General features: G+C 62.5%; 27 protein-coding genes. 8 read left to right on the top strand and 19 right to left on the bottom strand.

Annotation, left to right across the window (positions count from 1 at the left end):
• Positions 1 to 204 precede the first annotated feature (204 nt).
• Both GV829_RS06140 and GV829_RS06135 read left to right on the top strand, forming a co-directional pair.
• Positions 205 to 486, top strand: coding sequence for a hypothetical protein (locus GV829_RS06140; protein WP_169944929.1), 282 nt, complete (start codon positions 205 to 207; stop codon positions 484 to 486).
• Entirely contained in the window at positions 483 to 2,015 is a 1,533-nt protein-coding gene (locus tag GV829_RS06135) for a lipopolysaccharide biosynthesis protein (RefSeq protein WP_246203085.1), read from the top strand. Before GV829_RS06140 ends, GV829_RS06135 begins: the two co-directional genes overlap by 4 nt.
• 15 nt (positions 2,016 to 2,030) lie before the next feature.
• Here GV829_RS06135 and GV829_RS06130 read toward each other — a convergent pair whose 3' ends face one another.
• From GV829_RS06130 to GV829_RS06085, 10 genes are all read right to left on the bottom strand, one after another.
• Positions 2,031 to 2,888, bottom strand: coding sequence for a glycosyltransferase family A protein (locus GV829_RS06130; RefSeq protein WP_343042862.1), 858 nt, complete (start codon positions 2,886 to 2,888; stop codon positions 2,031 to 2,033).
• Positions 2,889 to 2,893: 5 nt separating this feature from the next.
• Positions 2,894 to 3,484, bottom strand: a complete 591-nt coding sequence (locus GV829_RS06125) for a class I SAM-dependent methyltransferase (RefSeq protein WP_169944927.1) — start codon at positions 3,482 to 3,484, stop codon at positions 2,894 to 2,896.
• A 112-nt stretch (positions 3,485 to 3,596) separates the two neighbouring features.
• On the bottom strand, positions 3,597 to 4,511 hold the full coding sequence (locus GV829_RS06120) for a VOC family protein (protein WP_169944925.1): 915 nt from the start codon (positions 4,509 to 4,511) through the stop codon (positions 3,597 to 3,599).
• Between the two features lie 12 nt (positions 4,512 to 4,523).
• A complete protein-coding gene (locus GV829_RS06115; protein WP_169944923.1) occupies positions 4,524 to 5,276 on the bottom strand; it encodes an enoyl-CoA hydratase/isomerase family protein in 753 nt (250 codons plus the stop codon).
• On the bottom strand, positions 5,273 to 6,139 hold the full coding sequence (locus GV829_RS06110; RefSeq protein WP_169944921.1) for a polysaccharide deacetylase family protein: 867 nt from the start codon (positions 6,137 to 6,139) through the stop codon (positions 5,273 to 5,275). Before GV829_RS06110 ends, GV829_RS06115 begins: the two co-directional genes overlap by 4 nt.
• On the bottom strand, positions 6,139 to 6,933 hold the full coding sequence (locus GV829_RS06105) for an SDR family NAD(P)-dependent oxidoreductase (protein WP_169944919.1): 795 nt from the start codon (positions 6,931 to 6,933) through the stop codon (positions 6,139 to 6,141). The genes GV829_RS06110 and GV829_RS06105 overlap by 1 nt, the downstream gene beginning before the upstream one ends.
• Positions 6,933 to 7,238, bottom strand: coding sequence for an REDY-like protein HapK (locus GV829_RS06100; RefSeq protein WP_169944917.1), 306 nt, complete (start codon positions 7,236 to 7,238; stop codon positions 6,933 to 6,935). The genes GV829_RS06105 and GV829_RS06100 overlap by 1 nt, the downstream gene beginning before the upstream one ends.
• 26 nt (positions 7,239 to 7,264) lie before the next feature.
• Complete coding sequence (locus tag GV829_RS06095; RefSeq protein WP_169944916.1) at positions 7,265 to 8,461, bottom strand: amidase; 1,197 nt, start codon at positions 8,459 to 8,461, stop codon at positions 7,265 to 7,267.
• Positions 8,458 to 9,834, bottom strand: coding sequence for a phenylacetate--CoA ligase family protein (locus GV829_RS06090; protein WP_169944914.1), 1,377 nt, complete (start codon positions 9,832 to 9,834; stop codon positions 8,458 to 8,460). Before GV829_RS06090 ends, GV829_RS06095 begins: the two co-directional genes overlap by 4 nt.
• Positions 9,831 to 11,147 carry an MmgE/PrpD family protein gene (locus GV829_RS06085; RefSeq protein WP_169944912.1) on the bottom strand — a complete coding sequence of 439 codons (1,317 nt, stop codon included), beginning with the start codon at positions 11,145 to 11,147 and terminating at the stop codon, positions 9,831 to 9,833. Before GV829_RS06085 ends, GV829_RS06090 begins: the two co-directional genes overlap by 4 nt.
• 95 nt (positions 11,148 to 11,242) lie before the next feature.
• On the opposite strand from GV829_RS06085, the gene GV829_RS06080 reads away from it, so the two are divergent.
• Entirely contained in the window at positions 11,243 to 11,968 is a 726-nt protein-coding gene (locus tag GV829_RS06080) for a GntR family transcriptional regulator (RefSeq protein WP_246203084.1), read from the top strand.
• 22 nt (positions 11,969 to 11,990) lie between these two features.
• Here the strand turns inward: GV829_RS06080 and GV829_RS06075 are convergent, their stop codons facing one another.
• The 5 genes from GV829_RS06075 to GV829_RS06055 are packed head-to-tail and all read right to left on the bottom strand — an operon-like array spanning position 11,991 to position 16,791.
• Positions 11,991 to 13,073, bottom strand: a complete 1,083-nt coding sequence (locus GV829_RS06075; RefSeq protein ID WP_169944908.1) for a CaiB/BaiF CoA transferase family protein — start codon at positions 13,071 to 13,073, stop codon at positions 11,991 to 11,993.
• Positions 13,073 to 14,281 carry a CaiB/BaiF CoA transferase family protein gene (locus GV829_RS06070; protein ID WP_169944906.1) on the bottom strand — a complete coding sequence of 403 codons (1,209 nt, stop codon included), beginning with the start codon at positions 14,279 to 14,281 and terminating at the stop codon, positions 13,073 to 13,075. The genes GV829_RS06075 and GV829_RS06070 overlap by 1 nt, the downstream gene beginning before the upstream one ends.
• Positions 14,278 to 15,453 (bottom strand): acyl-CoA dehydrogenase family protein, encoded by a 1,176-nt coding sequence (locus tag GV829_RS06065; RefSeq protein ID WP_169944904.1) that lies wholly within the window; start codon positions 15,451 to 15,453, stop codon positions 14,278 to 14,280. The genes GV829_RS06070 and GV829_RS06065 overlap by 4 nt, the downstream gene beginning before the upstream one ends.
• A gap of 11 nt (positions 15,454 to 15,464) precedes the next feature.
• Positions 15,465 to 15,974 carry a MaoC family dehydratase gene (locus tag GV829_RS06060; RefSeq protein ID WP_169944898.1) on the bottom strand — a complete coding sequence of 170 codons (510 nt, stop codon included), beginning with the start codon at positions 15,972 to 15,974 and terminating at the stop codon, positions 15,465 to 15,467.
• A complete protein-coding gene (locus tag GV829_RS06055; RefSeq protein ID WP_246203082.1) occupies positions 15,967 to 16,791 on the bottom strand; it encodes an HpcH/HpaI aldolase/citrate lyase family protein in 825 nt (274 codons plus the stop codon). Before GV829_RS06055 ends, GV829_RS06060 begins: the two co-directional genes overlap by 8 nt.
• 122 nt (positions 16,792 to 16,913) lie before the next feature.
• Here GV829_RS06055 and GV829_RS06050 point away from each other — a divergent pair, with 122 nt between their 5' ends.
• From GV829_RS06050 to GV829_RS06035, 4 genes are all read left to right on the top strand, one after another.
• Positions 16,914 to 18,197: an MFS transporter gene (locus GV829_RS06050; RefSeq protein ID WP_169944895.1), complete on the top strand. Its 1,284-nt coding sequence runs from the start codon at positions 16,914 to 16,916 to the stop codon at positions 18,195 to 18,197.
• A complete protein-coding gene (locus GV829_RS06045) occupies positions 18,187 to 19,707 on the top strand; it encodes an FAD-binding oxidoreductase (protein ID WP_169944894.1) in 1,521 nt (506 codons plus the stop codon). Before GV829_RS06050 ends, GV829_RS06045 begins: the two co-directional genes overlap by 11 nt.
• Positions 19,708 to 19,826: 119 nt before the next feature.
• Positions 19,827 to 21,035, top strand: a complete 1,209-nt coding sequence (locus tag GV829_RS06040; RefSeq protein WP_169944893.1) for a class I SAM-dependent methyltransferase — start codon at positions 19,827 to 19,829, stop codon at positions 21,033 to 21,035.
• A complete protein-coding gene (locus GV829_RS06035) occupies positions 21,032 to 21,388 on the top strand; it encodes a hypothetical protein (RefSeq protein ID WP_169944892.1) in 357 nt (118 codons plus the stop codon). Before GV829_RS06040 ends, GV829_RS06035 begins: the two co-directional genes overlap by 4 nt.
• Positions 21,389 to 21,521: 133 nt before the next feature.
• Here GV829_RS06035 and GV829_RS06030 read toward each other — a convergent pair whose 3' ends face one another.
• A complete protein-coding gene (locus GV829_RS06030) occupies positions 21,522 to 22,202 on the bottom strand; it encodes a hypothetical protein (protein WP_169944891.1) in 681 nt (226 codons plus the stop codon).
• 98 nt (positions 22,203 to 22,300) lie between these two features.
• Here GV829_RS06030 and GV829_RS06025 point away from each other — a divergent pair, with 98 nt between their 5' ends.
• On the top strand, positions 22,301 to 23,014 hold the full coding sequence (locus tag GV829_RS06025) for a DUF3108 domain-containing protein (RefSeq protein WP_169944890.1): 714 nt from the start codon (positions 22,301 to 22,303) through the stop codon (positions 23,012 to 23,014).
• A gap of 3 nt (positions 23,015 to 23,017) precedes the next feature.
• Here the strand turns inward: GV829_RS06025 and GV829_RS06020 are convergent, their stop codons facing one another.
• From GV829_RS06020 to GV829_RS06010, 3 genes are read right to left on the bottom strand one after another with little or no spacing between them, the layout of a single operon-like run.
• Entirely contained in the window at positions 23,018 to 23,938 is a 921-nt protein-coding gene (locus GV829_RS06020) for a polysaccharide deacetylase family protein (protein ID WP_169944889.1), read from the bottom strand.
• On the bottom strand, positions 23,935 to 24,816 hold the full coding sequence (locus GV829_RS06015; RefSeq protein WP_169944888.1) for a polysaccharide deacetylase family protein: 882 nt from the start codon (positions 24,814 to 24,816) through the stop codon (positions 23,935 to 23,937). The genes GV829_RS06020 and GV829_RS06015 overlap by 4 nt, the downstream gene beginning before the upstream one ends.
• Entirely contained in the window at positions 24,813 to 25,496 is a 684-nt protein-coding gene (locus tag GV829_RS06010) for an isochorismatase family protein (RefSeq protein ID WP_169944887.1), read from the bottom strand. The genes GV829_RS06015 and GV829_RS06010 overlap by 4 nt, the downstream gene beginning before the upstream one ends.
• Positions 25,497 to 25,539 lie beyond the last annotated feature (43 nt).

Below are 25,539 nucleotides of genomic sequence, written 5' to 3'. Positions count from 1 at the left end.
GATCGAGGTGGAATAGACCCCGATCGGCAAGCTCATTTCAAGGAGCCTGCCTGCACAAAATGTCGAGGCATCTTTTGAAGGATGCCTCACGTTATGGAACGTAAAAGACATGCAGACAGGCTTGGCTTTTTGACCGAGTTACTTGCACCTTGAAGCTGCAAGACCCGGGGCCGCCGCCCACATGTCCCTTCATACAAAATCACAATGTCAAAGAGCTTCACCGAAAAAATCGCGGCGGACAAGAACCTCTTCCCTGTATCGCTACCGGGTTTCGGCGTGTCCGTCGATTTTGGCGACCGGGCGTTTGCTGCGTGGCAGCGCCGTCCGGTGAACAGGCCTCTAAGGGCGCTCGCGATTCGGGTCAACAGCTTTTTGCAATTTTGTTGCGGCTTTTTCGGGAGGCTTGAGAAAATGGCAGAAATCCGTGGTTTGTGTTGCGAGCTGACAGGCTTTCGTCAACAAAGACATGCTAGGGGAATGGAATGAACAACGTCGAATCCAGTCTTTCGCGCACAGAATCGCCCACAAAACCATCAGATCCGCCCAGTGATGGCGGGATGAACGGGCTCGGCGCACGCGTGCGGCAGGCTGTCATCTGGCGGTCCGGCAGTCAGATAGTTGCCCAAGCCATCACCTGGGGGTCGACTCTGGTCGTCATTCGACTGCTCGAACCAGGCGACTATGGTTTGTTTGCCATGAGTGCGGTGGTCATGGCCTTCATGTCCTTCCTTAACGGCTATGGATTTGCCAGCGCCCTGATCCAGTCGGAAACCGTCGACAACTTTCGCATCCGGCAGGCATTCGGTCTGTTGCTGCTGATGAACGGCAGTCTCGCAGTCCTGCAATGGATCGCTGCCCCGCTGGTGGCCGACTATTATCAGCAGCCGATGATTGCGGACATGCTGCGTGTGCAGGCCGTTATATATATGTCAACGCCGTTCATCGCCTTGCCTGAAGTGCTGATGGGCCGGAAGCTGGAATTTCGCAAACAGGCCATCGTCAACTTGACCTCCGCTGCTGTCGGGGCCGCGTTGGCGCTAACCCTCGCATGGCGTGGTCATGGCGTCTGGACATTGGTGTTTGCGCCGATCGCCATGTTCTGGGTTCGCGCTATCGGCCTGACCTTCATGGCGCGGTCCTTGGTGATGCCGACATTCAATTTCCGCGGATGCGGTGGCATCGTCAGCTTTGGCACGACGGTGCTGTTTACCCAGCTGTTCTGGTTGGTGCAGACCCAGTCGGACATTTTCATCGCCGGCCGCCGGTTCGAACCGCATGACATCGGCCTTTATTCGGAATCGCTCTTTCTGGCGCAGATTATCATGGCCAAGTTCGTGCCGCCGCTGAACGAGGTCGCCTTTCCGGCCTATGCACAGCTGCAAAAGGATCCGGTCGGCATGCGCTGGGCCTTCCTCAAGGCTGCCCGGCTGGTGATGTTGGTGGTGTTGCCCGCCTATATCGGCATGGCGGTCACTGCAGAGCCCCTGGTCGCCACCCTGTTTGGGCCAAAGTGGCTGGAGATTGCCCCCCTGGTCACGCTGGTGGCGCTCGCCATGCCGTTCATGACCCTGCAGATCATGTTCGCTCCTGCTCTCAACGCTCTTGGTCGACCAGATGTGCCGATGCGTTCAGCGATGGCGGGAGCGGCAATCTTCTTCCTGTGCTTCTTCATCGCCTCACGCACCGGCATCCACAGCATGGCGGCGGTCTGGCTGATCGCCGCTCCGGCGCTGCTCATGATGACGATGCTGTTCAGTCGGCGGCTGATCAATGTGCCGATCCGTGATCTGGCGATGGCCCTCGCCCCTGTTGCTGGCGCGGCGCTGACGATGGGTGCGGTGGTGCTGGCGGTCGATCAATGGCTATTGCGCCCGCTCCAGCTATGGGCGCCAGCCCACCTGGCCGTGCTGGTTGGAACCGGTGGCTTGGCCTATCTTGCCGGTCTCAAGCTTTTGGCCCCTACCCTGCTCGGCGATGCCATTGCCCAAATAAGGGGACGCAAATCCGCTGCTTGAGCTAAAGGGCCGGCCCTATTTGGCGACCTCAGCCATCCGCCTCAACGCCAGCCGGTCAAACCAGCCTGCAACACCCAGGCGCGGGCGCCAATCGCCCAGCGCCGCCTTGTACAATGGCGTCAACTCCCGAGGCAGAGCCGTCGCGCCGCCGCTTTCCAGCAAGCTGCTGATCAAAAGATTCTGATAGTGGCGTTGGCTGTAATTGATCATCCGCCGATATTGCAGACGCCAGGTCTGCGGATTGAACAGGCTGACCGGTTCACACAGGAAAATCGCATCCTGCGCCACCTCCACCCGTTCATTGCGCCACTCGGCCAAGGTGCCGAGGTCAATCTTGGCCAGCGCGCCGATCAGCCCGTCATCGCCAATGCAATCGTCGGGCAGGCGAATGTTTCTGGCCCGCATCCGCGCGACAAAATCCCCCGACAGGGCGTACAGGTCACCAAACAGGCCATGCCGCGCCGCCAGAGATCGGCGATAGGTCAGCGCCCGACGGCCATTGCCGGGCACACCGGCAACAGCATTGACTCCCGACCGGGTCAGCAACGTTACTTCCAGCGCATGCAGGGTGCCCGGCAACACTTCAGCATCACCATCAATGAAAATGTGAACTGGCGAAACCTCGCGCAACTCGTCGTGCACAAAGCGGCTCCAGCTGCGCGACTTTCCACCCTGCTGCCAGTCATGGACGGTCACCCCCTTGTGCCGTTCAGCCATCGCCCGCGCAATGTCCGCTGTGCCATCGCTTGATCCGTTGACGATGATATGGAGATGGTCGCCCTCGCGAAGAGGCAACAGGCTAGCCAGACAGCGGCCAATCCGCGCTTCTTCATTATGGGCGAGAACGGCGATGCAGCGACGCGGTGTCATCATCGCCCTCACCCTTTCGCTATGGCCCAGATGGTCACCGGGAAACGGTCATCATTGGGCAAGCGCCGCCGCCAGCCGGTTCTCCCCCAGCGGAACAGATTGGCCTTCACCGCTGCGGCATTACCCCAGCCGCCAGTCATGATGCCATCGGGGTCAAATCCATGCTCCTCCAGGAAATGGAGCATCCCCGTCTGCGTCCAGCGGGTACAGTCAATGGGGATGGGGTGGTGGCGGATCATGAAGGGGGTGATGTTGATGAACCAGCCGCCGGGTTTCAGCATCGCCCGCACATTGTCCGCCGCCCGGCCGGGATAACGCAGATGCTCGAACACATTGTCGGCGATGATCACATCGAACTGGCGGTCGAGCCGGTCCCGGCAAATGTCATGCTCAGGCCAGTTCATTTCGGTGAAACTGCCCCAGCCACGCTGCCGCCATTTCCAACCGGCAGAAACCTCAAGCGCGTCCATCGCGCCGCAGTCGAGCGTGTCGAAAAAGGCATCGACCGCGCGATAGGGAATGGTCCGGGTTATATGGGTCTTGTCATAGCCGACTGCCCTTGCCGCAGTCTCGGCCCAACCAATCAATCTGTCACGCACGGACATAGGGAGTATCGCCTGCTCGAGCCCCCACTCTCGCCGGGCTTCTGTAACACCACAGCCGTCAACAGTCGATTAAAACACGAAAAGCGGCGAAGCCTCTGACGACGCTTTAGCCCTGCTCCATCTCGACTAGCTCGAGTAATTCGCCAGAAGGCCCGCGCACGGTGGCGGTCAAGCGACCTTCATACAGAGCGCCATCGCGCCGCATGGGCGGGTTGACCCATTCGACCGCAAGGCCTTCGAACGAGCGGACGGCCATAGTCACCAGCGCATTGCCGGGGGGCAGGTGGCCGGGGTCGCAGGGGCGGGTGGTGGCTTGGGCGGGGTAATCGTCAATCTCGAAGATCGGCATGCGGCCGGCCTGCATCATCGTCAGGCTTGACTGGGTGCCGTCGGGCAGGCCGAACGCCTTGTTGATCATCGTGTAATTCAATGTGTAGCTGTCGGCCTCGTCGAGCCCGATGATGTCGCGATACCAAGCGACCGAGGCGGCGCGGTCATGCGCGGCGAGGATGGTGATGAAGATATGGTCGACCGGAGACTGTGCCTTGGGCAGGTCGGTGGTCGGCGTATCCATCCGCACTTCGTTGAAATAGAGCATTTCCTTGCCCGGTCCATGCATCTGCATCGCGACGAAGAAAGGCAGGCTGGGGATTTCTTTTGGCGGGCCGATGATGGAAACGCCGGCACCGGCTGCGGCAATGCGGTCAGCCCAGTCGAAGACATTCTGGACGCTGATCTCATAGCTCGCCCAGCCGAAACTGGTGGTCGGGACAAAGGCGTCGGGCACCGGTTGTTCGACCAGCCGGATGAAGCAGGGCGCGCCGCTGGCCGGTTGTAACAGGGCGGAAGGCGCGCCGGCATTGGCCGGGCAGCCCCAACTGGCGGCAAGATCGGCGGGGACGGGGCGGCGTTCGACCTCAATAAGGCCGAACAGGTCGCGGTAGAGGGTCAGCGCCGCGTCGAGCGACGGGACGGTGACGGTACCGGCGATGACGCGGCCGTGGCTCTGGAACGGGGTCATGCGCCGCCTCCCTCAGCGGAACTGCGGCGGGCGTTTGGCGACGAAGGCGCTGGTGCCCTCCTGGAAATCCTCACCCTCGAACGCTTCGGCGAAGATGCGCAAGGACTCGGCATCGTCGGCGGACTGGCCGTCGAGCACGCTGCGGACAAAGCCCTTGATCGCCCGGGTTGAGTGGCGCGAGGCGACGAGGATCGCGGCGACCAGCGCGTCCATCCCGTCGAGGTGCAGCTCGGCGAGGCCGATGCGGTGGGCCTCGGCAGCATCGACCAGCATCCCGCTGAACAAGAGGCGGCGGGCTTGCCCTGGGCCGACGAGATCGACCAGCAGCTTCACATCGTGGAGCGGATAGACGAGGCCCAGCTTGGCCGGGGTGATGCCGAAACGTGCCCGGTCGCCAGCGACGCGCATGTCACAGGCGAGGGCAAGGCCGCAGCCGCCGCCAATGCAATCGCCCTCAACCCGGGCGATGGTCGGCAGAGGGAAGCGGGTGAGTTCATATTGCGCCCGGTTGATGGCTGCCTGATTGGCCGCGCGCCATCCGGCATCATCCTTGTTGGCCAGCAATTCGGCGATGTCGGCTCCGGCGCAGAAAGCGCCGTCGTTGGCAGACTGGACGATCAGCAAGCGCACGGCGGGATCGGCCGCTGCCTCATCAAGCAGGCCGGGCAGCGCCTGCCACATATCGATGGAGAAGGCGTTGCGCTTGTCCGCCCGGTCGATCAGCAGGCGAGCGATGGCGCCGTCGCGTTCGAGGCGCAGCGTCATGCTGGCACCGTCGCGGCGAAATGCTCGGCAATCGCCTGACGCGTGGCAACCCACACGCCATCATGTGCGGCGACATGGCGGAAAAATTCCTCCAGCGCCCATATGCGCCCCGGTCGGCCAATGATGCGCAGGTGCAGGCCAAGGCTCATCATCTTCGGGTTCCCTTCCACGCCTTCGCGATAAATCTGGTCGAAATTGCGCGTGGCATAGTCGAGCCAGTCGGCGGGGGACAGGGCCGGGTCGGTCCACATCTTCATGTCGTTGTTGTCGACCTGATAGGGGACAATCACGATGGGCTGGCCGGGCACGGAGTCGCGGTCCCAGTAGGGCACGTCGCCGCTGTAATCATCCATGTGATAGGTGAAGCCTTCCTCGATCAGCAGGCGGCGGGTGTTGTCGGTGAGCATGTAACGCGACAGCCAGCCATAAGGACGGACACCGCAGGTGCGGGTGATGCTCTCCACCGCCTTGCGAATGAAGGCGCGCTCGGTGTCCTCGTCCATCTTGAACTGATGGACCCAGCGCCAGCCGTGGCTGACCGGCTCATGGCCAAGGTGAGTGATGGCAGCAGCAATCTCGGGGTGGTTTTCGAGGCTTTGTGCCGCCACCGTCCAGCTGGCGGCAAAGCCGAACTGCCGCAGCAGCTTGACGACGCGCGGGGCGCCAGCCTTGATGCCGTAGAGATAGTTGGATTCATTGCCATAATTGCGGATCGGCGCCTTGATGTGGATCCCGAGCTCGTCGACCGGCTCCATCCCCTTGTCTCCACGGGCGACCGATTGTTCGCTGCCTTCCTCAACATTGACGACAATCGACAGCGCCATGCGCGCGCCGCCCGGCCAGTCGATCCGTTCTTCCTGCATCAGTGCATTTCCTCGCCGCCGCTGACGTTGATCGCCTCGCCAGTCACATAAAAGGCATCATCGCTCGCCAGCCAGGCACAGGCGGCGGCAGTGTCGCTGGGCAGGCCGGGGCGGCCCATGGGGTTTTTCGCGCTCATATTGGCGAGATAGGCCTCGACACTGTCAAAGCCGAGCAGTTTCGAGAAATAGTCGTTCTGCATTGCACCAAGTCCGGTGGTGACATGGTTCGGGCAGACGGCGTTGACCGTGATGCCATGCGCGCCGAGTTCGATGGCGGAGGCGCGGGTCAGGCCGATCATGCCATGTTTGGAGCTGACATAGGCGGGCAGGTGGGGAAAACCGGTCTTCGCCGCCTGGCTGGCGATGTTGATGATGCGCCCGCCCTTGCCCGCCGCGATCATCGCCCGCGCCGCCGCCTGTGTGCCGTAGAAGGCACCAGAAAGATTGACGGCGATGACCTTTGCCCAGTCTGCGGGATCCACTTCCAACATGGGTTTCATCATAAAGCCGATCCCGGCGTTGTTGACGAAGATGTCCACCCCGCCAAAGGCATCGACCGCGCCAGCGACCAGCGCCTCGCATTGGTCAGCTTGGGAAACGTCGCAGGCTATGGCGGCAACCTGTGCGCCCCGTCCACGCAATTCGCCAGCGACAGCCTCGGCTTCATCATCAATGCAAATGTCGGAAACCACACAATTGGCTCCTTCATCGGCGAAGCGCTGCAAGATGCCCTGGCCCAGCCCCTTGTTCTTGCCCGAGCCGGTGACGACGATAGTTTTGCGGGCAAAGCGCATCACAGGTCCTCTGTCAGGATGAACTGCGGATTGTCAGCGAAATCGCCGAATGCTGCCGCGACTTGCTGGAACTCGGGGTTCGAGACATCGGCAACGAAACCATCCATGCCGTGAATGTCGATCACCTCGACATAAGCATAGGGTGAGGGCGCATCCGAGCCGAACAGGCCGGTGGCGCGATGGACGGAGAAGCTTTTCACCGAGCCGAGCGCGTTGACGCCGGGAATGTCGGTGCCGGTGGCCCAGGCTTCATAAGCGGCGCGGTCTGCACCGGCTTTCAGATTGAACAGGACGATGATGCGCATGATGGTTCCCCTTCTCTCTCACTCTTTCACATATTGATGCCGAACTGTGGCGGGCGGCCATAAGCGTTGAGTTCTGCATCGAGCCGGCGGGCCACGGCGAACAGAGCGGCCTCACTACCTGCGGGGCCGATGAGCTGGACTCCGACCGGCATGCCATCATCGCTCCATCCGGCAGGCAGGCTGATCGCGGGCAGGCCGGCGATACTGGCGAGCGCGGTGAAATCGGCCTGGTTGGCGGGCGGACGCTGGCCATGGGCAAAGGCGGTCTGCGGCGCGGTTGGCAGAAGCAACAGGCCATCATCGCCCAGCCCATCGACCAGTTGCGCCTTGGCGCGGGCGATGACGTCGAGGCGCGGAGGGAGCCGGTCAGCACGTTTGAGGGTTCCGGCAAGAGCCGGCGAGATGCGGTCGCCCCGTGCGGCCTCGCCGAGTTCGGCGGACAGCCAGGCGATGCAGGAGCCGAGTCCGGCCTCGCGGATGCTGGCGGGGGTATCATCAAGGGTCACACTTTGCGACTCAACGTCCAGCGCGATGATAGCGCGGCTATAGCCATGATTGACCGCCGGTTCGACCGCCACACCGCCGAGCTCGTCGAGCAAGAGCAGACGGGTAAGTGGGCGAGCATCCGTGTCCGCAGCACCCCCCAACACCTGCCAGCCCGCCTCCACCATCGCCAGCGAAGCCGCCAGCGGACCGATCACGTCGAACGAAGGTTCGAGGCAAATCAGCCCGTCCTGACTCAGCACGCCATGCGTTGGTTTGAGCCCATAGACGCCGCAATAGGCTGCCGGAATGCGGATGGAGCCAAGCGTATCGGTGCCGAGGGCGATGTCGCAGAGGCCAGCGGCCACTGCCGCTCCGCTGCCGCCCGACGAGCCACCCGGAGTGTAGCTGATGCGGTGCGGGTTCTGCGTCTGGCCGTAGAAGGGATTGTCGGTTGTCGCGCCGAGCGCGGCCTCATGCATGTTGAGCGTGCCGAGGATGGTTGCCCCGGCGGTACGCAGCCGGGCGACGACATCGGCGTCCTGCTTGGCAATGCGTCCGCGATAAAGGCCCATGCCGCCGGTCCAGGGCAGGCCGGCGACAGCGATGTTCGCCTTGATGCCGACCGTCAGCCCGGAAAGCGGTCCGGCCACATGTGCGCGATCGTTTATTTCTTCGTCCCAATCGACAAAGGCACGGGTTGCGGCATCGGCGGCCTTGAGGGCGGCGAGGTCGATCAAGCTGAGGCGGCCCGCTCATCAATCAGCCGCAATGGCTTTTGCCGCATGTCGATCTGGGTCAGCGCGGCCGTGCCACCGGGGGGAACCAGTTCGACTCCGACTTCGACGCCGAGGCCCTGCCGCAGCAATGCGGCGAGTGCGACGGCATTGCTGCCCCCCCGGCTTTCAATCATGACCAGCATATCCTCGCGTCCCGAAGCACCGCGGGTCAGGCGGCAGACATATTCACCGGTCAGGTCAGGGCGGTTCTCTATCAACGCTCCAACCGCATGGGGAAACAGGTTGATGCCGCGCAGTTTGACCATGTTGTCGCTGCGCCCGCAGAAACCGGCGATACGGTCGAACACCATGCCGGTCGAATTGGTCCCGGCAAGCCGCCGCGTCACATCATGCGAATTGAAGCGGATCACCGGGCAGATGTCGTCCTTGAACAGGCAGGTTACGACCATGTCGCCGGTCTCGCCCGGTGCGACCGGCTGGCCCGTGGCGATGTCGAGCAGTTCGAGATAATGGGCGTCCTCCCAGACATAGAGTCCGTCACGGTCTGGCCCTTCACCGGCGACACTGCCCGTATCGGCGATGCCATACCAGTCATAGGCTTTGGCCCCAGGCCAGGCTTTTTCCGTCATTGACCGGTCCTCGGTCCCAAGGTGGCCGATGATCATCCGCAGCGGAATGCGCTCGGCCAGTCCTTCGGCGCGGGCAACCTCACTCAGCTTGCGAATGTAATCGACAAAGCCGACCATCACCGTAGCGCCGAAATCGGCCATCAGATTGACCTGATTGACCGAGCGGGTTTCGATCCCGGTCCCGGCGGAGAGAAACAGGGCGTTGGTGAAATGGGTGACGGCCTCGCGGATATAATGGCCGCCGTTGATCATGCCATGGCCATAGACCGAATGGACAACATCGCTGTGGTTGACGCCGATCCAGCGATACATGCGGCCAACCAGCAGGTTGGTCACCTCGCGCCCCTTGGGACCGAACAAGAGCGTCTGCGGACGGCCCGTAGTACCCGATGTCGTTTGCAGCACCTGCGGCGGACGGTCCGCTCCGCCCATCCCGTGAAAATCGCCATAGGGCGGGTGCGCGGCAATCGAGGCCATCAGGTCGGACTTGTCATAGGTCGGCAGCTTGGCAATGTCGGCAAGGCTGCGGATGTCGCCGGGTTCGATGCCCTGTGCACCCCACAGTCGCTGGTAGAAAGGAATTTGCCAGCCACGTGCCATGACGGTGAGAAAACGATCGTTCTGCAGGGCGAACAGCTCATCGCGCGACATACCGGTGTAGCGACGGGTGAAGGCGTCCCCTACCGGGTAATCGGCCAGCATCGCCTTGATATCAAAGGACTCGAACCAGGTGGGGAAGGTCATTGGGGCACCGTGAGAAAGAAGAGGGGGTCGTCGGCCAAGCGGCTGGCGGCCGAGCTGTCGAGTGGTTCGGCGGCGAGTGACAGGGCAAGGCGGCGCTTGACTGCGGCCTGCTCCGGGGTCAGCGGATGGCCAGGTGCGCCGAGCGTGGCAGGGACATGGCGCTCGACTGTCTCGCCCGAGGCGAGAGTGATGACCAGCCGCTGGGGTGACAGGGCATTGGGATCGACATTGCCGTCATCGACCAGCGTCAGGATGCGAGCGCGCTCGGCCAATGCCGGGTCGGCCAGCGCTTCGGTGGTGAAACGGCGTGGGTCAATCGTACCATCGTCGAGCACGAAAGCGGCCAGTAGGGGCAGGCAAAGGCGCGCATAGGCGGGGGTCGGCGCGGCGACAGGCGGGCGACCGACAAGGTGACGGATCAGCGGTGGCACATGCGCCTCGACCGCTGTCACTGCCTGCCCATGAAACTCGGCGAGGGTGCCGACAACAGCATGGCTGGCGCGACCCGAGGGAAAGGGCTTGGTGCTGATTTCGCTGATCAGCCAGCGGCTGCCGATACCATCAGTGTAGGTCGACAGGCTTCCCCGGTCGAACAGGGTGAAATGGCCGAAAGGCCCGTCGAATACATCATGCGCGCCACCAAGGCCGGCCTTGACCAAGTCAACCGCATGGATCGCCGAGCGGGCGGCGGCGGCAAATTGCAGCGGCAGGGCAATCGACCCCTCCGTATGCGCCTGCATCGTCCCCGCCGCATGGGCGTGGGCGAGGCCAAGGACATCGGCGAAGCGTTCGGGCGGCAGGCCCTCGATGCGGGCGACGGCGACGGCAGCGCCATAGATGCCGGTGATCGCCGGACGGAAGAAGCTGAGCGCGCTCGTCGCGGCGAGGCCAAGACCGCAGGCAATGTCCACGCCGACAGCGAGCGCGGTCAGCGCCTCGTCAGGATCACAGCCGCCGCGCCGGTCAATCGCCGCCATCAGCGCGGCGGTGACGGCAGTCATTGCATGGACCACCGCCCCTTCATGCACCGCGTCCCATTCAAGCGCGTGGATAGCGAAGCAATTGACATAGGCGGCGCTGGTCGCGGGCAGACGATCGGAGCGGCCCAGCAGGCGGGCCTCATCGCCCGCACCCCAGCCGCGCGCGACGGCGAGTACGCCGTCCATCCCCGGCGCAGTCGATCCGGCGATACCCACCGCCAGCGTATCGGCAAGCAATCGCAGCGCATCGGCGCGGACTGCGGGCGGCAAGCTGTGCGGGTCGCTGGCGAAGGCGACAAGCCGAGCCGTTGCGCTGTCGGGAGCGACCGGCATTAGTGGCCACCCTGCGGGCAGGCGCTCGGCCTTTGCTTGGCAGGCCCGCTGCTTTGGTTGTAGGGCCGATGCAGCGACAGAGAGGAAGGCAAGGATTGGTCCGCAAACCCCGCTACCGCGAACTGGCCGATGAATTGCGCGCCGAGATTTTGGCGGGGCGCTTTGCTGCCTCGACCTTTCCGACCGAGGGGCAATTGTGCGCCCGCTTTGCCGTCAGTCGTCACACGGTGCGCGAGGCGTTGCGCGCCTTGCAGACAGAGGGGCTGATTGCCCGGCGGCGCGGATCGGGCACTGTGATCCAGAGCCCGTCGGCCCGCGGCGGCACGCTGCACCAGCCGCTGTCGAATGTGGGCGAAATCCTGCAATATGCGCGCAATTCCACCTCGAGTTTCCGGCCCGCCGGGGAGGGGGCGCTGCCTGCCGCAATTGCCGAACAGATCGGCCTTGTGCAGGGAGGGCGCTGGTTCCGATTCCAGGGGCTGCGTCTGGTCAGCGGCGATGCTCTGCCCATCGCCTTTACCGACGCTTATGTGCATGAGCGGATGCGCGATATCGTCGGGCAGGTTGCGCCCAATGTCGACACCATTTTCGGCCAGTTGGAAGCGCTGAGCGGGATCAGGGTGGCGCAGGTGACGCAGGATATTCAGGCGGTCAGTCCGCCGGCCGCTGTGGCCAAGGCGCTTGGCATGACGCGGCGTGACCCGGCGCTGCGCATCATCCGCAGTTTTCGCGATGGCGATGGCGGCATCATCGAAGTGTCGGTGAGCTATCACCCCGGCGACCGCTTTGCCTATGCCATGCATATCGAGGTCGATGGCTGAGGCGGTGGCGCGCGGCATGGTGTCAGCAGTCGCTGCCCAGTGGCGGTGCGCTGGCAGGTGACCAACTTTCCCCGGCATAACGGATGGCTGGGCCAATCTGATGAGCGCCATCATGCTCGACCAGCAGGCCGCGCTCGGCGACATGCGGCTGGGCCAGTGCCTCGGCAAAGTCGAGCACAGGGGAAAAGGCAACATCCTTGTCAGCAAACCAGTCGATCCATTCGGATTGGGTCTTGCTGGCAAAGGTGGCGCGGAGAAAGGCGATCAACTCGCCCTGTTCGCCTGCCGGACGATTGGCGACGGCGATAAGGTCCGCCCGGTCAAGGGCGGTGAGCAGGTTGATGATGAATTTTTCTTCCCGGCCGCCGAGGACGACATGGCGGTCATCGGCAGTGGCATAGACCTGATAGAAGGCGGCGCCGCCGAGCGAGCGCTGGCTGGCCGAACGCGGTGAGGGGCCGCCGGCAATCGCGCTGCCGGCGATATGCGCGCACCAGGGCAGCATCGCGTCGAACATGGCGCAGTCGATGTAATCACCCTTGCCCGTCCGCTCCCGGCCGATCAGCGCCATGAGTGTCGCAGAGAGGGCGGTGAGGCCGGCGGCCATGTCGGCCGAAGGAACACCGGGGACGACGGGGGTGCCATCCGGCCCGTCATTTACCGAGAGGAAACCGGCGAGCGCCTGTACCGCCATGTCATGCGCCGGATGGTGCGCCATCTCGCCGGTCTGGCCGAATGCGGAAATCGAGCAATAGATGATGCGCGGATTGCGGGCGGAGACGGCGGCATAGTCAAAGCCGAGCCGGGTCATGACGCCGGGACGGAATCCTTCGACAAAGACATCAGCCTCATCGATCAATTGCCACAGGCGGGCCTTGCCCTCCTCGCTCTTGAGGTCGAGGACAATGCTTTTCTTGCCCCGGTTGAGGTTACGGAACCAGACTGACTGGCCAGCCTCCATCGGCTCCATGGCGCGCGCCGGATCACCGCCGGCGGTCTCGACCTTCCACACCTCGGCGCCCTGATCGGCCATCATCATGGTCATCGCCGGTCCGGGGAGGAAGACAGACAGGTCAACGACCCGGACGCCGCTCAGCTTGCCCATCAGATGACATCCTGTTGGCGCAGGGTGGCGATGGCGTCGGCATCATAGCCGAGTTCGCCGAGCACATCATCGGCATCGGCGCCAAGCAGTGGCCCGGCGCGGCTTGGCACGCGTTGACCATCGACCTTGATCGGGCTGGCGAGGACGCGGAGATTTGCCCGGTCGGGGTGGCTGACGGTGTCGATCATGCCAATGGTGTCGAGCCAGGGATTGTCCATCGCCTGGGCGATGTCATGCACCGGCGCGACCGGGACATGACCTTGCAGCAGCGCCAGCCAATGGGCAACGGGATGCTCGCCGAAGATGGCGTCGAGCGCGTCGGTCAGCGTGCCGCGATGGGCGAGGCGACCGGGGTTGGTGGCGAACCGCTCATCCTTGAGCGCGGGGTGGCCGACGCGCTCGACCAATATGTCCCAGAATTTGGGTAGCTGGCACATGACGAACATCCAGCCGTCCTGCGCTTTGACCATTTGGCTCGGCGTTGCCGTCGGGTGGGCCGAGCGCGGGGTGCGACCGGTTTCGCTGCCTTCGTTGAGATACCAGACTGCCGGATAGGTCATCTGGTGAACAGCGGTGGAGAGGAGGTCGCAATCAATGTCGCGCCCCAGTCCGCTGCGCTGTGCATCGAGCAGCGCGGCGAGCACGCCGACCGCCATTTGGGTACCGGTCATATAATCGACCATCGACAGGCCAAAGCGCTGAGGCTCGCCATCCGGATCGCCGGTCAGCGAGCAGAAGCCGGCTTCCGCCTGCATCAGATAGTCGTAGCCCGGCCATTTGGCCCTTTCATTGTCCCGACCATAGGCCGAGAGATGGGCGCAAACGATAGCGGGGTTAAACCCGCTGAGCGCGGCGTAGGTAAGACCCAGACGGGCGGGGAGATCGCCGCGCAAATTGTTGACCACCGCATCGGCGGTGGCGACCAGTCGGTGCAGCACCGCCTGCCCTTCGCTGCTGTTGAGATCGAGGGTCAGCGAGCGCTTGTTGAGGTTGAAGGCGTGGAAGTAATGGCTCTCGCCTTCCCTCAGAAAATGCGGGCCGACCGCACGGGCGGTGTCCCCACCGCCCGTGCCGCTCTTGTGCGGCGGCTCGATCTTGATGACGTCGGCGCCCAGCTGCGCAAGGAACTGCGTACCATAGGGGCCGGCGCCATATTGCTCGGCGCTGATGATCCGGTAACCGGCAAGGGGGAGAGGGCGTTGGCTCATGCGGGGTTCCGTTTGACCCATTGCTTGGAGATGATCATTCGCTGCATTTCGTTGGTCCCCTCACCAATGCACATCAGCATCGCGTCGCGATAATAGCGTTCGATGTCATATTCCTTGGAATAGCTGTAGCCACCATAGATGCGCATCGCCTCCTGGCTGTTGGTCACTGCCGACTCTGACGCGAAATATTTCGCCATCCCGGCTTCCATGTCACAGCGCTCACCCCGGTCATAGGCCTTGGCGGCCTCCAGCGTGAGCAGTCGTGAGGCGGCCGCACGGGTCACCATTTCGCCAATCTTGAGCTGAATCGCCTGATGCTCGGAGATAGGCTTACCCATGGTCTGGCGGACTTGGGCATATTCGGTGGCGAGGCGCAGTGAGCCCTCGGCGATGCCAACACCGCGCGCGGCGACGTTGATGCGCCCCAGTTCCAGACCACCGGTCGCCTGGAAAAAGCCCTGGCCCTCGACACCACCGATCAGGTTGGCGGCGGGCAGACGGTAATTGTCCATCACCAGTTCGGCGCTATCGATCGCCTTGTAGCCGAGCTTGTCGAACTTCTTGCCGACACTCAGCCCCTCGCCCTTGGGAGCGATAAAAAGGCTCATTCCCTTGTAGCGCGGGTCGGCCTTCGGGTCGGTCTTGACCAACATGGCAAAACAGCTGCCGTTGATCGAGTTGGAGATCCACGTCTTGGTGCCGTTGATGACATAATCGTCGCCATCGCGGACCGCCGTCGTGCGGATTGCTTGCAAATCAGTACCGGCATTGGGTTCGGTCAGGGCAAGGCCGCCGCGCACTTCGCCACTGGCGAATTTCGGCAGCCACAGCGCCTTTTGCTCGGGCGTGCCAAAGCGTTCGACGGCGCAGGCCATGATCAGGTGCGAATTGAAAATGCCGGTCAGCGCCATCCAGTAGGAGGAAATGAGCATGACAATCTTCGCATAGGTCTGTGCCGGCAGTCCCAGCCCGCCATATTCGGTGTCGATTGTTGCACCAAACAGGCCCATCTCAGCCATTTGCGCGACCAACTCAGCAGGCCAGATGTCGCCATGGTCATGTTTCATGACCACCGGACGGACTTCCTTGTCCATCCATCTCTGGATGCCGTCGAGCAGGGCGGCTTCTTCGTCCGGATCCATCGCCGGACGGGCGGTGCTGGGTTCTGCCATGATTTATATCCTTACTCGTCCATCGGGCCGAAGCCCTTTTTCCAGATCAGCATCACACGGGTGAAATCGCACACGACATCGCCATGCTGGTTGAGCCCGCGCGTCGCGATTGTGACGATGCCCTGCTGCGGGCGCTTCTCGCTCTCCCGCTTTTCCAGCACTTCGGATTCCGAATAGAGGGTGTCGCCGACGAAGACCGGCTTGAGCAGGCGGATTTCCTTCCAGCCGAGATTGGCGACAGCCTTTTGGCTGACGTCCGACACGCTCTGCCCGGTCATGATCGCGACGGTCAGCGGCGAGGCGACGATACATTTGCCGAATTCCGTCTTGCGCGCGAACTCGGCGTCAAAATGGCTGGGGTGCTGGTTCATTGTCAGCAGGGTGAACCAGGTATTGTCCGCCTCGGTGATCGTCCGGCCGGGACGATGCTCATAAATGTCGCCGACGATCATTTCCTCGAAATAGCGGCCATAGGTTTCGCGGTACCGTTGCGGCCCGACTTCGATCACACCATCACGCATGGGCTTTGTCCTTCATTGCCAAAATCTGTTGGTAACGGCGCACGATCGGCGCCTCGAGCATGCGACCGTTGAAGCGGATGGCCGCACCCCCGGCGGCAGCAAAAGCAGCGATGGCTTCCTCGGCCTCGGCCACTTGGGCGAGTGTCGGGCGGAAGATGCTGTGGATGCCGTCAAGCTGGGCCGGGTGGATTGCCGCCTTGGCCGAAAATCCGATGGCCTTGGCGCGGCGGGTTTCCTCAGCCAGGCCATCGGCATCATCGAGCTTGATAAAGGGCACGTCCATCGCCGGCTTGTTGGCCGCGGCGCAGGCCATGACGAGGCGCTGTCGCGCAAGCAGCAGTGGCTCCCATTCAAGCGCGACACCGAGTTGGGCGGAGAAGTCCCCGCCACCGAACATGACCATCTCGACTGAGGGATCGGCTGCGATGGCGGGAGCATTGTCGAGCCCCTCAACGGTTTCGATCAGCGGGATCAGGCCGACACTGTCATCGGCCAGCACCGAGCGGATGATCTTCAGCTCGGCGGGGCTTTCGACCATCGGCACATAGATGTGCGCCGGGCGCGCTGGTGCTTCGGCGAGGGCGAGCAGGTCGGCAATGCCGGCCCGGGTGGCAACGCCGTTGATACGGATGGCAAGGCCGGGGCGGCCAATGGCGGCAAGCGCAGCAGCCCTTGCCGTCTCCTTGCCATCCGCCGGGACAGCGTCCTCAAGGTCGATACAGACACTGTCGGCGCCAGCGGCCATTGCCTTGTCGAGCCGTTCGGGGCGCGATCCGGGAACGAACAACATGCTCTGCACAACAGCGGGACCGGGCACCGGGCTTTCCTTTCCTGTCCGCAGGGTGGCGAGTCGGCCTTTGCGCCTTGACCTTTCACCTTGACACTTCACTCTTGCGAATGAAATTTGTCCGGACAACTTGCAAGGGGGAGGGCAGCGTGATGACCGCCAGTCGATCAAATGAAGCGGCGGCCGTGCCAGGTCCGGCGGGATCGCGATCCGAATTTTCCCTGGGCTGGAAAACGCTGCTGGCGGCGTTTCTCGGCACCATGTGCGGGGCCTCCCCGCTACCGGTCAATGTACTGGGGTTCTTGTTCGATCCGCTCAATGCCGAATTTGGCTGGAGCAAGACCCAAATCAGCATTGGCGTCACCATCTATGGCCTGACTGCCGCGCTGCTGGCTCCCTTTTATGGCGCAATGTGTGACCGGTATGGGGTGAAGCGGGTCGGCATCTCTTCGCTGATAGCTTTTGCAGTGATTTTTGCCAGTTTCTATCTGATGCCAGGACAATTGGCCTTTTTCTATGGCATCTGGTTTCTGATCGGCCTGGTCGCCATCGGATCGACACCTGTCTCCTGGAGCAGGGCCATCGGCCTGTGGTTCGTTCGCAATCGCGGGCTTGCGTTGGGGATCATGATGCTCGGAACCAGCGCCGCAGCCATAGTCGTGCCGCGCATCGCCGTTGCGGCCATCGAATTTGGCGGCTGGCGGATGATCTTTCCTGCAGTCGCCCTGTTGCCGATCCTCATTGCTGTGCCCGCGGTTCTCGCCCTGTTTCGCGAACCGCGTGCCGACGAAATGCCGCCACAGATCAGCGCGGGAGCCGATGGGTCTGTTGCCGGCATGACGCTGGGCAAGGCCATGCGGACGCGGCAGTTCTGGTTGCTCTGGGTGTCGATCCTGTTGATCAGCCTGGCCTATGGCGGTGCGCACACGCATATGCCGGCGATCATCAAGGACCATGGCCTCGGCATTGGCGATGCGGCCGGCATCATGGGAATCGTCGGCCTTGGCCTGTTGTCCGGACGATTGATCGTCGGGGCATTGCTTGACCGCTTCTGGGGACCGGGCGTTGGTTTCCCTGTCCTGTGTCTTCCTGCGCTGGCCTGTTACCTTTTGCTCGGAACAGGAAGTGATTTTGCCATGATTGCCCTCGCGGCTTTCCTGCTGGGCTTTGCAGCCGGGGCTGAAAGCGACCTCATTGCCTTCCTGGCTGCGCGCTATTTCGGCATGGCCCAGTTCGGGCGGATATACGGTTTTCTCTACATGCCTTTCGCCACCATGACGGCGCTTTCGCCTGTGCTTTACGGCATCGTTCGCGACACCGCCGGCAGTTACGATCCCATGCTGGCCGGTGCTGCTCTGATGTTTGTGACCGGCGGGGCGTTGCTGCTGCTGATGGGCGGGTATGACCGCCTGAAATGGAGCCACAATGAAGACTGACACCTTCGCCGCCGGGACGGTGACGACCGATCAAGCGCGACGCGACGCCATGTCGCATGATGTGTTCGTTCGCGGGGCGGCTCCCGCAGGCGTGTTGCGGCCGTCCAATATCGATGAACTCACGCAAGGTGTGAAGGCGGCCGCAGCTCAGGGACTGGTGCTTGTCCCGCGCGGCGGCGGCATGAGCTATACCGGTGGCTATGTCGCCGACCGTCCCGATGCTCTGGCTATCGACATGAGCGGCATGAACCGGGTGTTGGAGATAAACTCCACCGACATGACGGTGACAGTCGAGGCTGGCATTACATGGCACGCGCTCTACGAGGCGTTGAAACCGCACGGCCTGCGGACACCTGCCTGGGGCACCATGTCAGGGATCAAGGCTAGCGTCGGTGGCGGCATGGGACAGAATGGGACCTTTTGGGGCGCCAACCACGGCCCGTTCAGCCAGAATGTCATCAGCCTGACGGTGGTGCTGGCCGATGGCACGGTGATGGAAACCGGCTGCGACTTTGCCCGCGTTTTCGGCCCTGACCTGACCGGCCTGTTCACCGGCGATGCCGGCGCGCTGGGTATCAAGGCGCATGTCACCATGCCGCTGATCCGCGAGGCCGAGGCTTTTGCCTATGGCAGCTTTGCGTTTGATACACCTGCGGATTATTGCGCGGCGATGAGCGAGATCGCTCGCTCGGGGCTCGCCAGCGAAAGCTTTGGCTTTGACCCTTATCTGCAATCGCTCAGGATGCGGCGCGACAGCCTGACCAGCGATGCCAAGAGCCTCGTTACCATGATGAAGTCGCAAGGCGGCTTCTGGAAAGGGATCAAGGAAGGGGCAAAGGTTGTCGCCGCAGGACGATCCTTCCTCGACGACGCCAAATTCTCCATCCACTGTCTTGTCGAAGGGCGCATTCAGGCGGCGGCGGATGAGGACATGCGCCGGATCGAAGGGATCGTTCGCGCCAACAATGGTCGGGTGGTGGAAAATACAATCCCGAAGATCCTCCGCGCCAATCCTTTTGTGCCAGTCAATTCGATGGCCGGACCGGATGGCGGGCGCTGGTTGCCGGTGCACGGCATCGTCCGCCATTCCAAGGCGCCCTCGATGATCGAGGCACTGACTGCCCTGTTCGAGACTCATGCAGCAGAGATGGACGCGCTGGGTGTTGGCGCCGGCTATATGTTCCTGACGTTCGGCACGACCGGCTTCATCATCGAGCCTTGCTTCTATTGGCCGGACGAATTGTGGGGCCTGCATGAACAGTCGATCGAGCCGGCACATCTTGCCAAGCTCAACCGCTATCCCGCCAACCCGGAAGCACGGGCACTGGTGGAACGGCTCCGAGCGGGTGTCATAGATGTCGTGGGTCAGATGGGAGGCGTGCATTTCCAGGTCGGTCGCACCTATCCGCTCAAGGATCGCAGCGGCCCGGACCGCTGGGCGGCAATCGAGGCGATCAAGGCACATTTTGACCCCGAAGGGCGGATGAACCCGGGCGCTCTGGGGCTGTAGGCCGACGTTCGGGCTTATCACCCTGCGAACAGAAACGACGCCCGCCCCAGCACAGCCGGGGCAACGCCGCTATTCTACCCTTGGCAGGCTATGATATGATGTGATGGAAAGGATGCGCGATGAGCAAGCCCGATGTGCCGCCGCCCTATACGGCAGTAACCCGGCATGAAATGTTCCCCGATGTGCGTCATGATGAAGCCGCCCGGTTCAATTTTCTCGCCAATCTGAACCGCTATCTGTCGGGTGACCTCGGCGGTGGCAACAAGCTCGCCTATGAGCGGCGGGTTCTGCCCGCCTTTGTCGCTGAGCATGGCCGCGAACCAGCTGACCGGCATGAGGTGCGGGCGGCGATGAACCGCGACCCCTGGCATGGCTTCTGGTCGGCAATGAAGCGCAATTCTATGGAAATGCGCCAGCAGAATGGACGCGCAACCGTGTTGCGGCAGTTAGACGCGCTCGACGCCAAGGCGCGTGAACTCAATGAGGGGCGCAATACGCTGCAACTCGACCCGTCGGTGACGATCCCTTCCTATCAGACGGCAGTCGACATCCACTGTATGCCCGGTTCCTATTATGGCGAGGAGCGGCCGGGTGACGTCTCGGCCGGGGCCAATTATGACAGCGGCCTGTTCGCTACGACCGGCGGGGCGCTGGGTGCGCTCAACGATGGCGGCGGTCAGGCAGTCGCGGCTTGGGCCAAGGCGACACGGCCCGACTGGCAGCCCAAACGCATCCTCGATATCGGCTGCACCATTGGTCACAATGCGGTGCCGCTGGCACAGGCCTATCCCGATGCCGAAGTGATCGCCATTGACGTGGCGGCGCCGTCACTGCGCTACGGACATGCCCGCGCACAGGCGCTGGGGGTCAAGAATATCATCTTCCGTCAGGTGGATGCCGAGGATCTGTCCGAATTCGCCGATGGCAGTTTCGACTGGGTGCAAACGACCATGTTCCTGCACGAACTGTCAAACCAGTCACTACCGCGGATCATCGCCGAAGGATCGCGGGTGCTGAAGCCCGGCGGCCTGATGCTCCATATCGAGCAGCCCGAATATTCAGACGCGATGCCCCTGTTCGAACAGTTCATGCGCGATTGGGACGCCTTCAACAACAACGAGCCCTATTGGTCCGCCATGCACGGTCTCGACATGAAGCAGGTGATGGCCGCTGCCGGTCTGCCCCAGGACGCGCAGTTCACCATCGGTGTGAAAGCGGTGGTCGACGAGACGATCTTTCCGCCCGCGCCATCAGGCGCGCAGGAGGATTACGGCCGCGCCGCCATATGGAACGCCTATGGCGCGTGGAAACCGGAGGCACGGTCATGAGCAACGTTATCGACTGGATCGCCCGGTCAGGCGCAAAGCCCAAGGGCAAGCGGCCCGAGTTCCTGGGCAACCGCCATGACGAACGACTGTTGTCGATGCTTATGGCGCTGGTCGGCGAAGTGTCGGTAATCCGCGAGCGGCTCGACACAGTCGAGCGGTTGCTCGAGGCCAAGGGGACGATTTCCCGCGAGGACATCGAACGCTATGCGCCCGATCTCGAGACGGGGCTCGAACGCAATCGGATAATCCGCGAGTATATCGCGCGGATCATGCGCGGGCCACAGCAGGAGGTCGAAGCTATGGCACTCGACGAACCGACCATCGACGAGGTGGTGCGCGAAATGGAGAAATGACGCGGCACCAGATTTTGCATCACACCAAAAAGAGGGGCGGCACCGGCTGGTGACCGCCCCTTTTGAGTTGGTGCTTGCTTGGAGAGAGATGGCGGAACATTTCAGCTCCGCCGGGTTGTCCGGGATCTGACTGTCAGAAGGGCTTGGTCGCCCCAAGGAAGCAGATACCGGCAATGGTGATCCAGTAGACATAGGCGGCAATGCGCGCCTGGACGATCTCACGCTGAAGCGCCGCCTCCTCAGCCGCATCGGGACCCATGGCGAGCTTGCGGAACCGCGTGGTCCAGCGCCGCATGACAAGGCGCAGGAACAGGCCGATGCACAGGGTGAAGGCATAGAGCGCCATCTTGGCCGGATACCAGAACAGGCCTTCACCCGACTGGATCGGTCCCGTGCCATAGAATGACATGACTGCGACTGTGGCGATGGCCAGGATCAGCGGATAGCGCAGACGTTCTTCCCACAGGGTAACGGCAATCCCGATATCGGTTTCGCGGCGGAAGAAGGCGGTCCAGGTCATTCCAAGCCAGACGGCAAAGAAGAGCCACATCCATGTCAGATGCCCTTCGAGCAACGGGATGAAGCCGTAAATCACACCCATATGCAGACCAAGCGGCAGCAGCAGGACGATGCCGGTACGCGCCAGAATGTCGATCCGATAGGCGGTTTCGAGGTGGCGGCGGCGCTCCTCAAGACTTAGCGACAGATTGGTGATGTTGTAGCTGGTCTGGAACACGCCCCATTCGCCACCCAGCCAATAAACCATGCAGATGATGTGCACCCAGCGCATGATATCGAGTTCGGCGAAATGCATTGGTTCCTCCCCTTATCCGCAGAGCAGATGCTTGGCGCCCGCGCGGCTTGGCATGTCAATTCCAGCCCCTATGACGGCGGGAACAGGAGAGTGGGTCAATGAAGCACAGATTGATCGAAGGGCGGTTACTCTACACCAGCCGCAAGCCGGGGATGGAGGGCCGCGTCCGCGGTTTCGAAAGCTTCATGTTCACCCGTCACAGCGACGGCAAGGTCAGCTTGCGCGCGCATTGCGAGATTGAAGAGCCCGAGCCGACGGTGATGCGCGACATCATCTATTCGCTCGATGAACATGGCCAGCCGATGGATCTGCATGTCCGGCTGACGGTGGGCGATGCCTTCATGGGATCAGGCTGGTTGCGGTTCGATGGCAAGACGGTCGAGTGCGAGAGTTTCAGCCCCTCGCTCGGCCGGCTAAGTCAGCGGGTTGAGGCCGAACTGCCGGTTGATGGCTTTGGCACGCATCCGATTGTGTCGGACGGCTATATGCTGGCCAACCTCGATTGGGAGGAAGGGCAGGTGCGTAAGCTCAATTGCTATTTGCCATCGCCCGATCATCGTGGCGCAACTCCGCCGCAAATCGCTCAGATCAAGATTGACGCCCAATATTTGGGGCGGGAGACAGTGACGGTCGCGGCGGGCACCTTTGCCGCGCGCAAATTCCAGTTCATCGACGATGGCAGCAGCGGCATGGACGGTGCCCATCCGCCCTATGAGCTGTGGGTCACCGACGATGAGGACGGCATTTTCCTCAAGGGCGGTGTCGGCGGATACATGATGACATGGTATGAGCTGGTTGAGCTAAAGCGATAACCGTCACGCCAGGTTTTGTTCCGCCCAGCTGTCGACAATCTCTCCGCCCGTTGCAAACCATGCCTCGGGCCGCGCCACCAGCGCAGTGATCAGCTGTTCAAAGGCGGCAATCCGGTATGGCAGGCCGATGATATAGGGCGTCAGGTGCAGCGGCAGCATTCTGCCGCCGAAGTGCGTTGCTTCGCCTGCTAGCCAGTCGAAGGCGTCGATCATCGATTGGGCATAGCTGTCGACTGATTGCTGCTGCACGGTGATGATCTGCCGGTCACTTAGTTCATGGTTGAGCGGCAGGTTGATCAGGCCGTTGCTAAAGCGATAGGGCAGTTCGTCATTGACCCAGTCGCACGTATAGCGGAGCCCCGCGTCGCACAGCAGATCCGCCGTGGCAAAGCTTTGCGAGCGGGCGATCGACAGCCAGCCCTGCGGTCGCATGCCGCTGGCCGCTTCCATGCGGTCGAGCGACTCCGCAATCAGAGCCCGCTCCTCGTCGACCGGCAGGGTGCCGGCGATGGTGCCGTTCATATCGGTCGAATGGGCGATGATCTCATGCCCCGCAGCCAGGATATCCGCGACCAGTGCAGGATAGCGTTCGGCAATCGCCGCATTGGTGGCGAAACTGGCGCGCACCCCTGCTTTGGCGAAGGCGTCGAGCAGACGATAAGCCCCGATGCGCGTGCCATAATCGCGTGCGGTATAGTGGCGAAAATCGGGATAGGCGGTCTGCATGTGGCCGGGCGCGCGGAATGGCGTGTCGCTCGGCGTGATCGGGAACCATTCGAGGCTGACGCACAGCCAGACGGCCACGCTCTTGCCGCCCGGCCATTGCACTGGCGTACGCTCATGCAGTGCCGACCAGGGGTAGAGATCATGGTCATAGCCGTGACGGCGGCGGGGATAATCAAGATAGGCGGGGTCGAGAGTCATGGCTGCTGCCCCTTCCATGCGTCGACTATGTCTCCAGCGCGGGCGATCCATGCCCGGCCATCGGCGGCAATGTGGCGCAAGGCTTCCTCAAACGGGCCGATGCGGTGGGGCTGCCCAATCAGATAGGCGTGCAAGGGGATGCACATGACGGTCCCCGATTGTTCGCCCTCCGCCGCCAGCCGCTCAAACTGGCGGATCAGCGTGTCGGCGTATTCGCGCGGGCTCATGTTATAGATGAAGAAGCCATAATGGTCGTTGACCTCCAGGCTGTAAGGGATCGAGACGAGGCTGCCCTTTCCAACCTTCACGGGCTGTGCCTGATCGTCGTGATAGAGGTCGCATGTATAATCGAGGCCATATTCGGCGATCAGATCGAGTGTGCGCGGCGTGTGGGTCAGGGCGGGAGCCAGCCAGCCACGGATCGTCTGGCCGGTCGCGTCGCGCACGGTGCGGATGCTGTCCTCGATGATGGCGCGTTCCTGAGTCTCGTCCATGGCATAGGCGTAGCGTGTGTTGTAAATGCCGTGGCTGAAGAACTCCCAGCCGCGCGCATTGGCATCGGCCACCACTTCGGGGTGATGCTGGCACAGCGCGACCGAGAGACTGACTGATCCGGGGAAGCCATGCTTGCTCATCACCTCGGCCATGCGCCAGTGCGAGACGCGGTTGCTGTGGTCACGATGGGCATAGCCGACGACATCCGGATGCGGCCGCGCCCACGCCTTGCGCTGTGGGTGGTTGGGCGGATCAATCTCGTAATATTCCAGATTGGGCGCGACCCAGACGGCGACCGTCTTGCCACCGGGCCAGGTGATCTTGGGCCGGGCGCGATACGGCGCGAAATCATAAAGCCCGGGGTCGGCGGCGCCCTCGATCATGCCCGCGCCTCCAGCCAATCGATCACCACCTGCACCGGTTCGACATCCGCATATTTGATCTGCAAGTCGGTCAGATTGGCGAAATGATAACTCTCATGCTTGTCGGCACAGGTTTCGATGGGGACGATGGTGCGATAGCCATGGCTGAGCGCATCGACCGCCGTGGCCCGGACACAGCCAGATGTGCTGCCACCGGTGACGACGACCGTGTCGACCCGGTGCCAGATCAGGAAACTGGCCAGCGGCGTTTCAAAGAAGGCGCTCGGCATGCGCTTGGTATATTGGAGGTCATGCGGTTGGATCTCGCAGCGCGGATCAAAGGCGTGCCGGTCTGAGCCATATTTGATATTCTGCAAGCTGTCGGGCGTGTTGGTGCGGGTGCCCCAGACGCCAGCGTCATCGGCATTGTCCATATAGCCTACGCGCGACCACACCACGGGCATCCCGCAGGCCCGGGCAAGGCGGGAGATGGTGTTGGCATGCTCGATCTGTCGCGGATCGGTTTCATAGGCGGTGGGGAACAGGTCGGTGCGCGTATAGGCCTGCTGGAAATCGACATTGATGATCGCCAGCTTCTCGCCAAAGCCGAATTTTCGGCGGGCCGGGTTGGCCATCAGCTCTTCAAATATCTGTCTGGCGGTCTTTCCGTCGCTGATCATTTTCGTGCCCACCAAAGTCATGCATCTGTTCCCCCTGACTTGTCCGCATAGTGCCCAGCGGCTA

The organism is Sphingomonas lacunae (genome assembly GCF_012979535.1).
Classification (GTDB): Bacteria; Pseudomonadota; Alphaproteobacteria; order Sphingomonadales; family Sphingomonadaceae; genus Sphingopyxis; species Sphingopyxis lacunae.
This window is presented reverse-complemented; position numbering and strand designations above follow the sequence as displayed.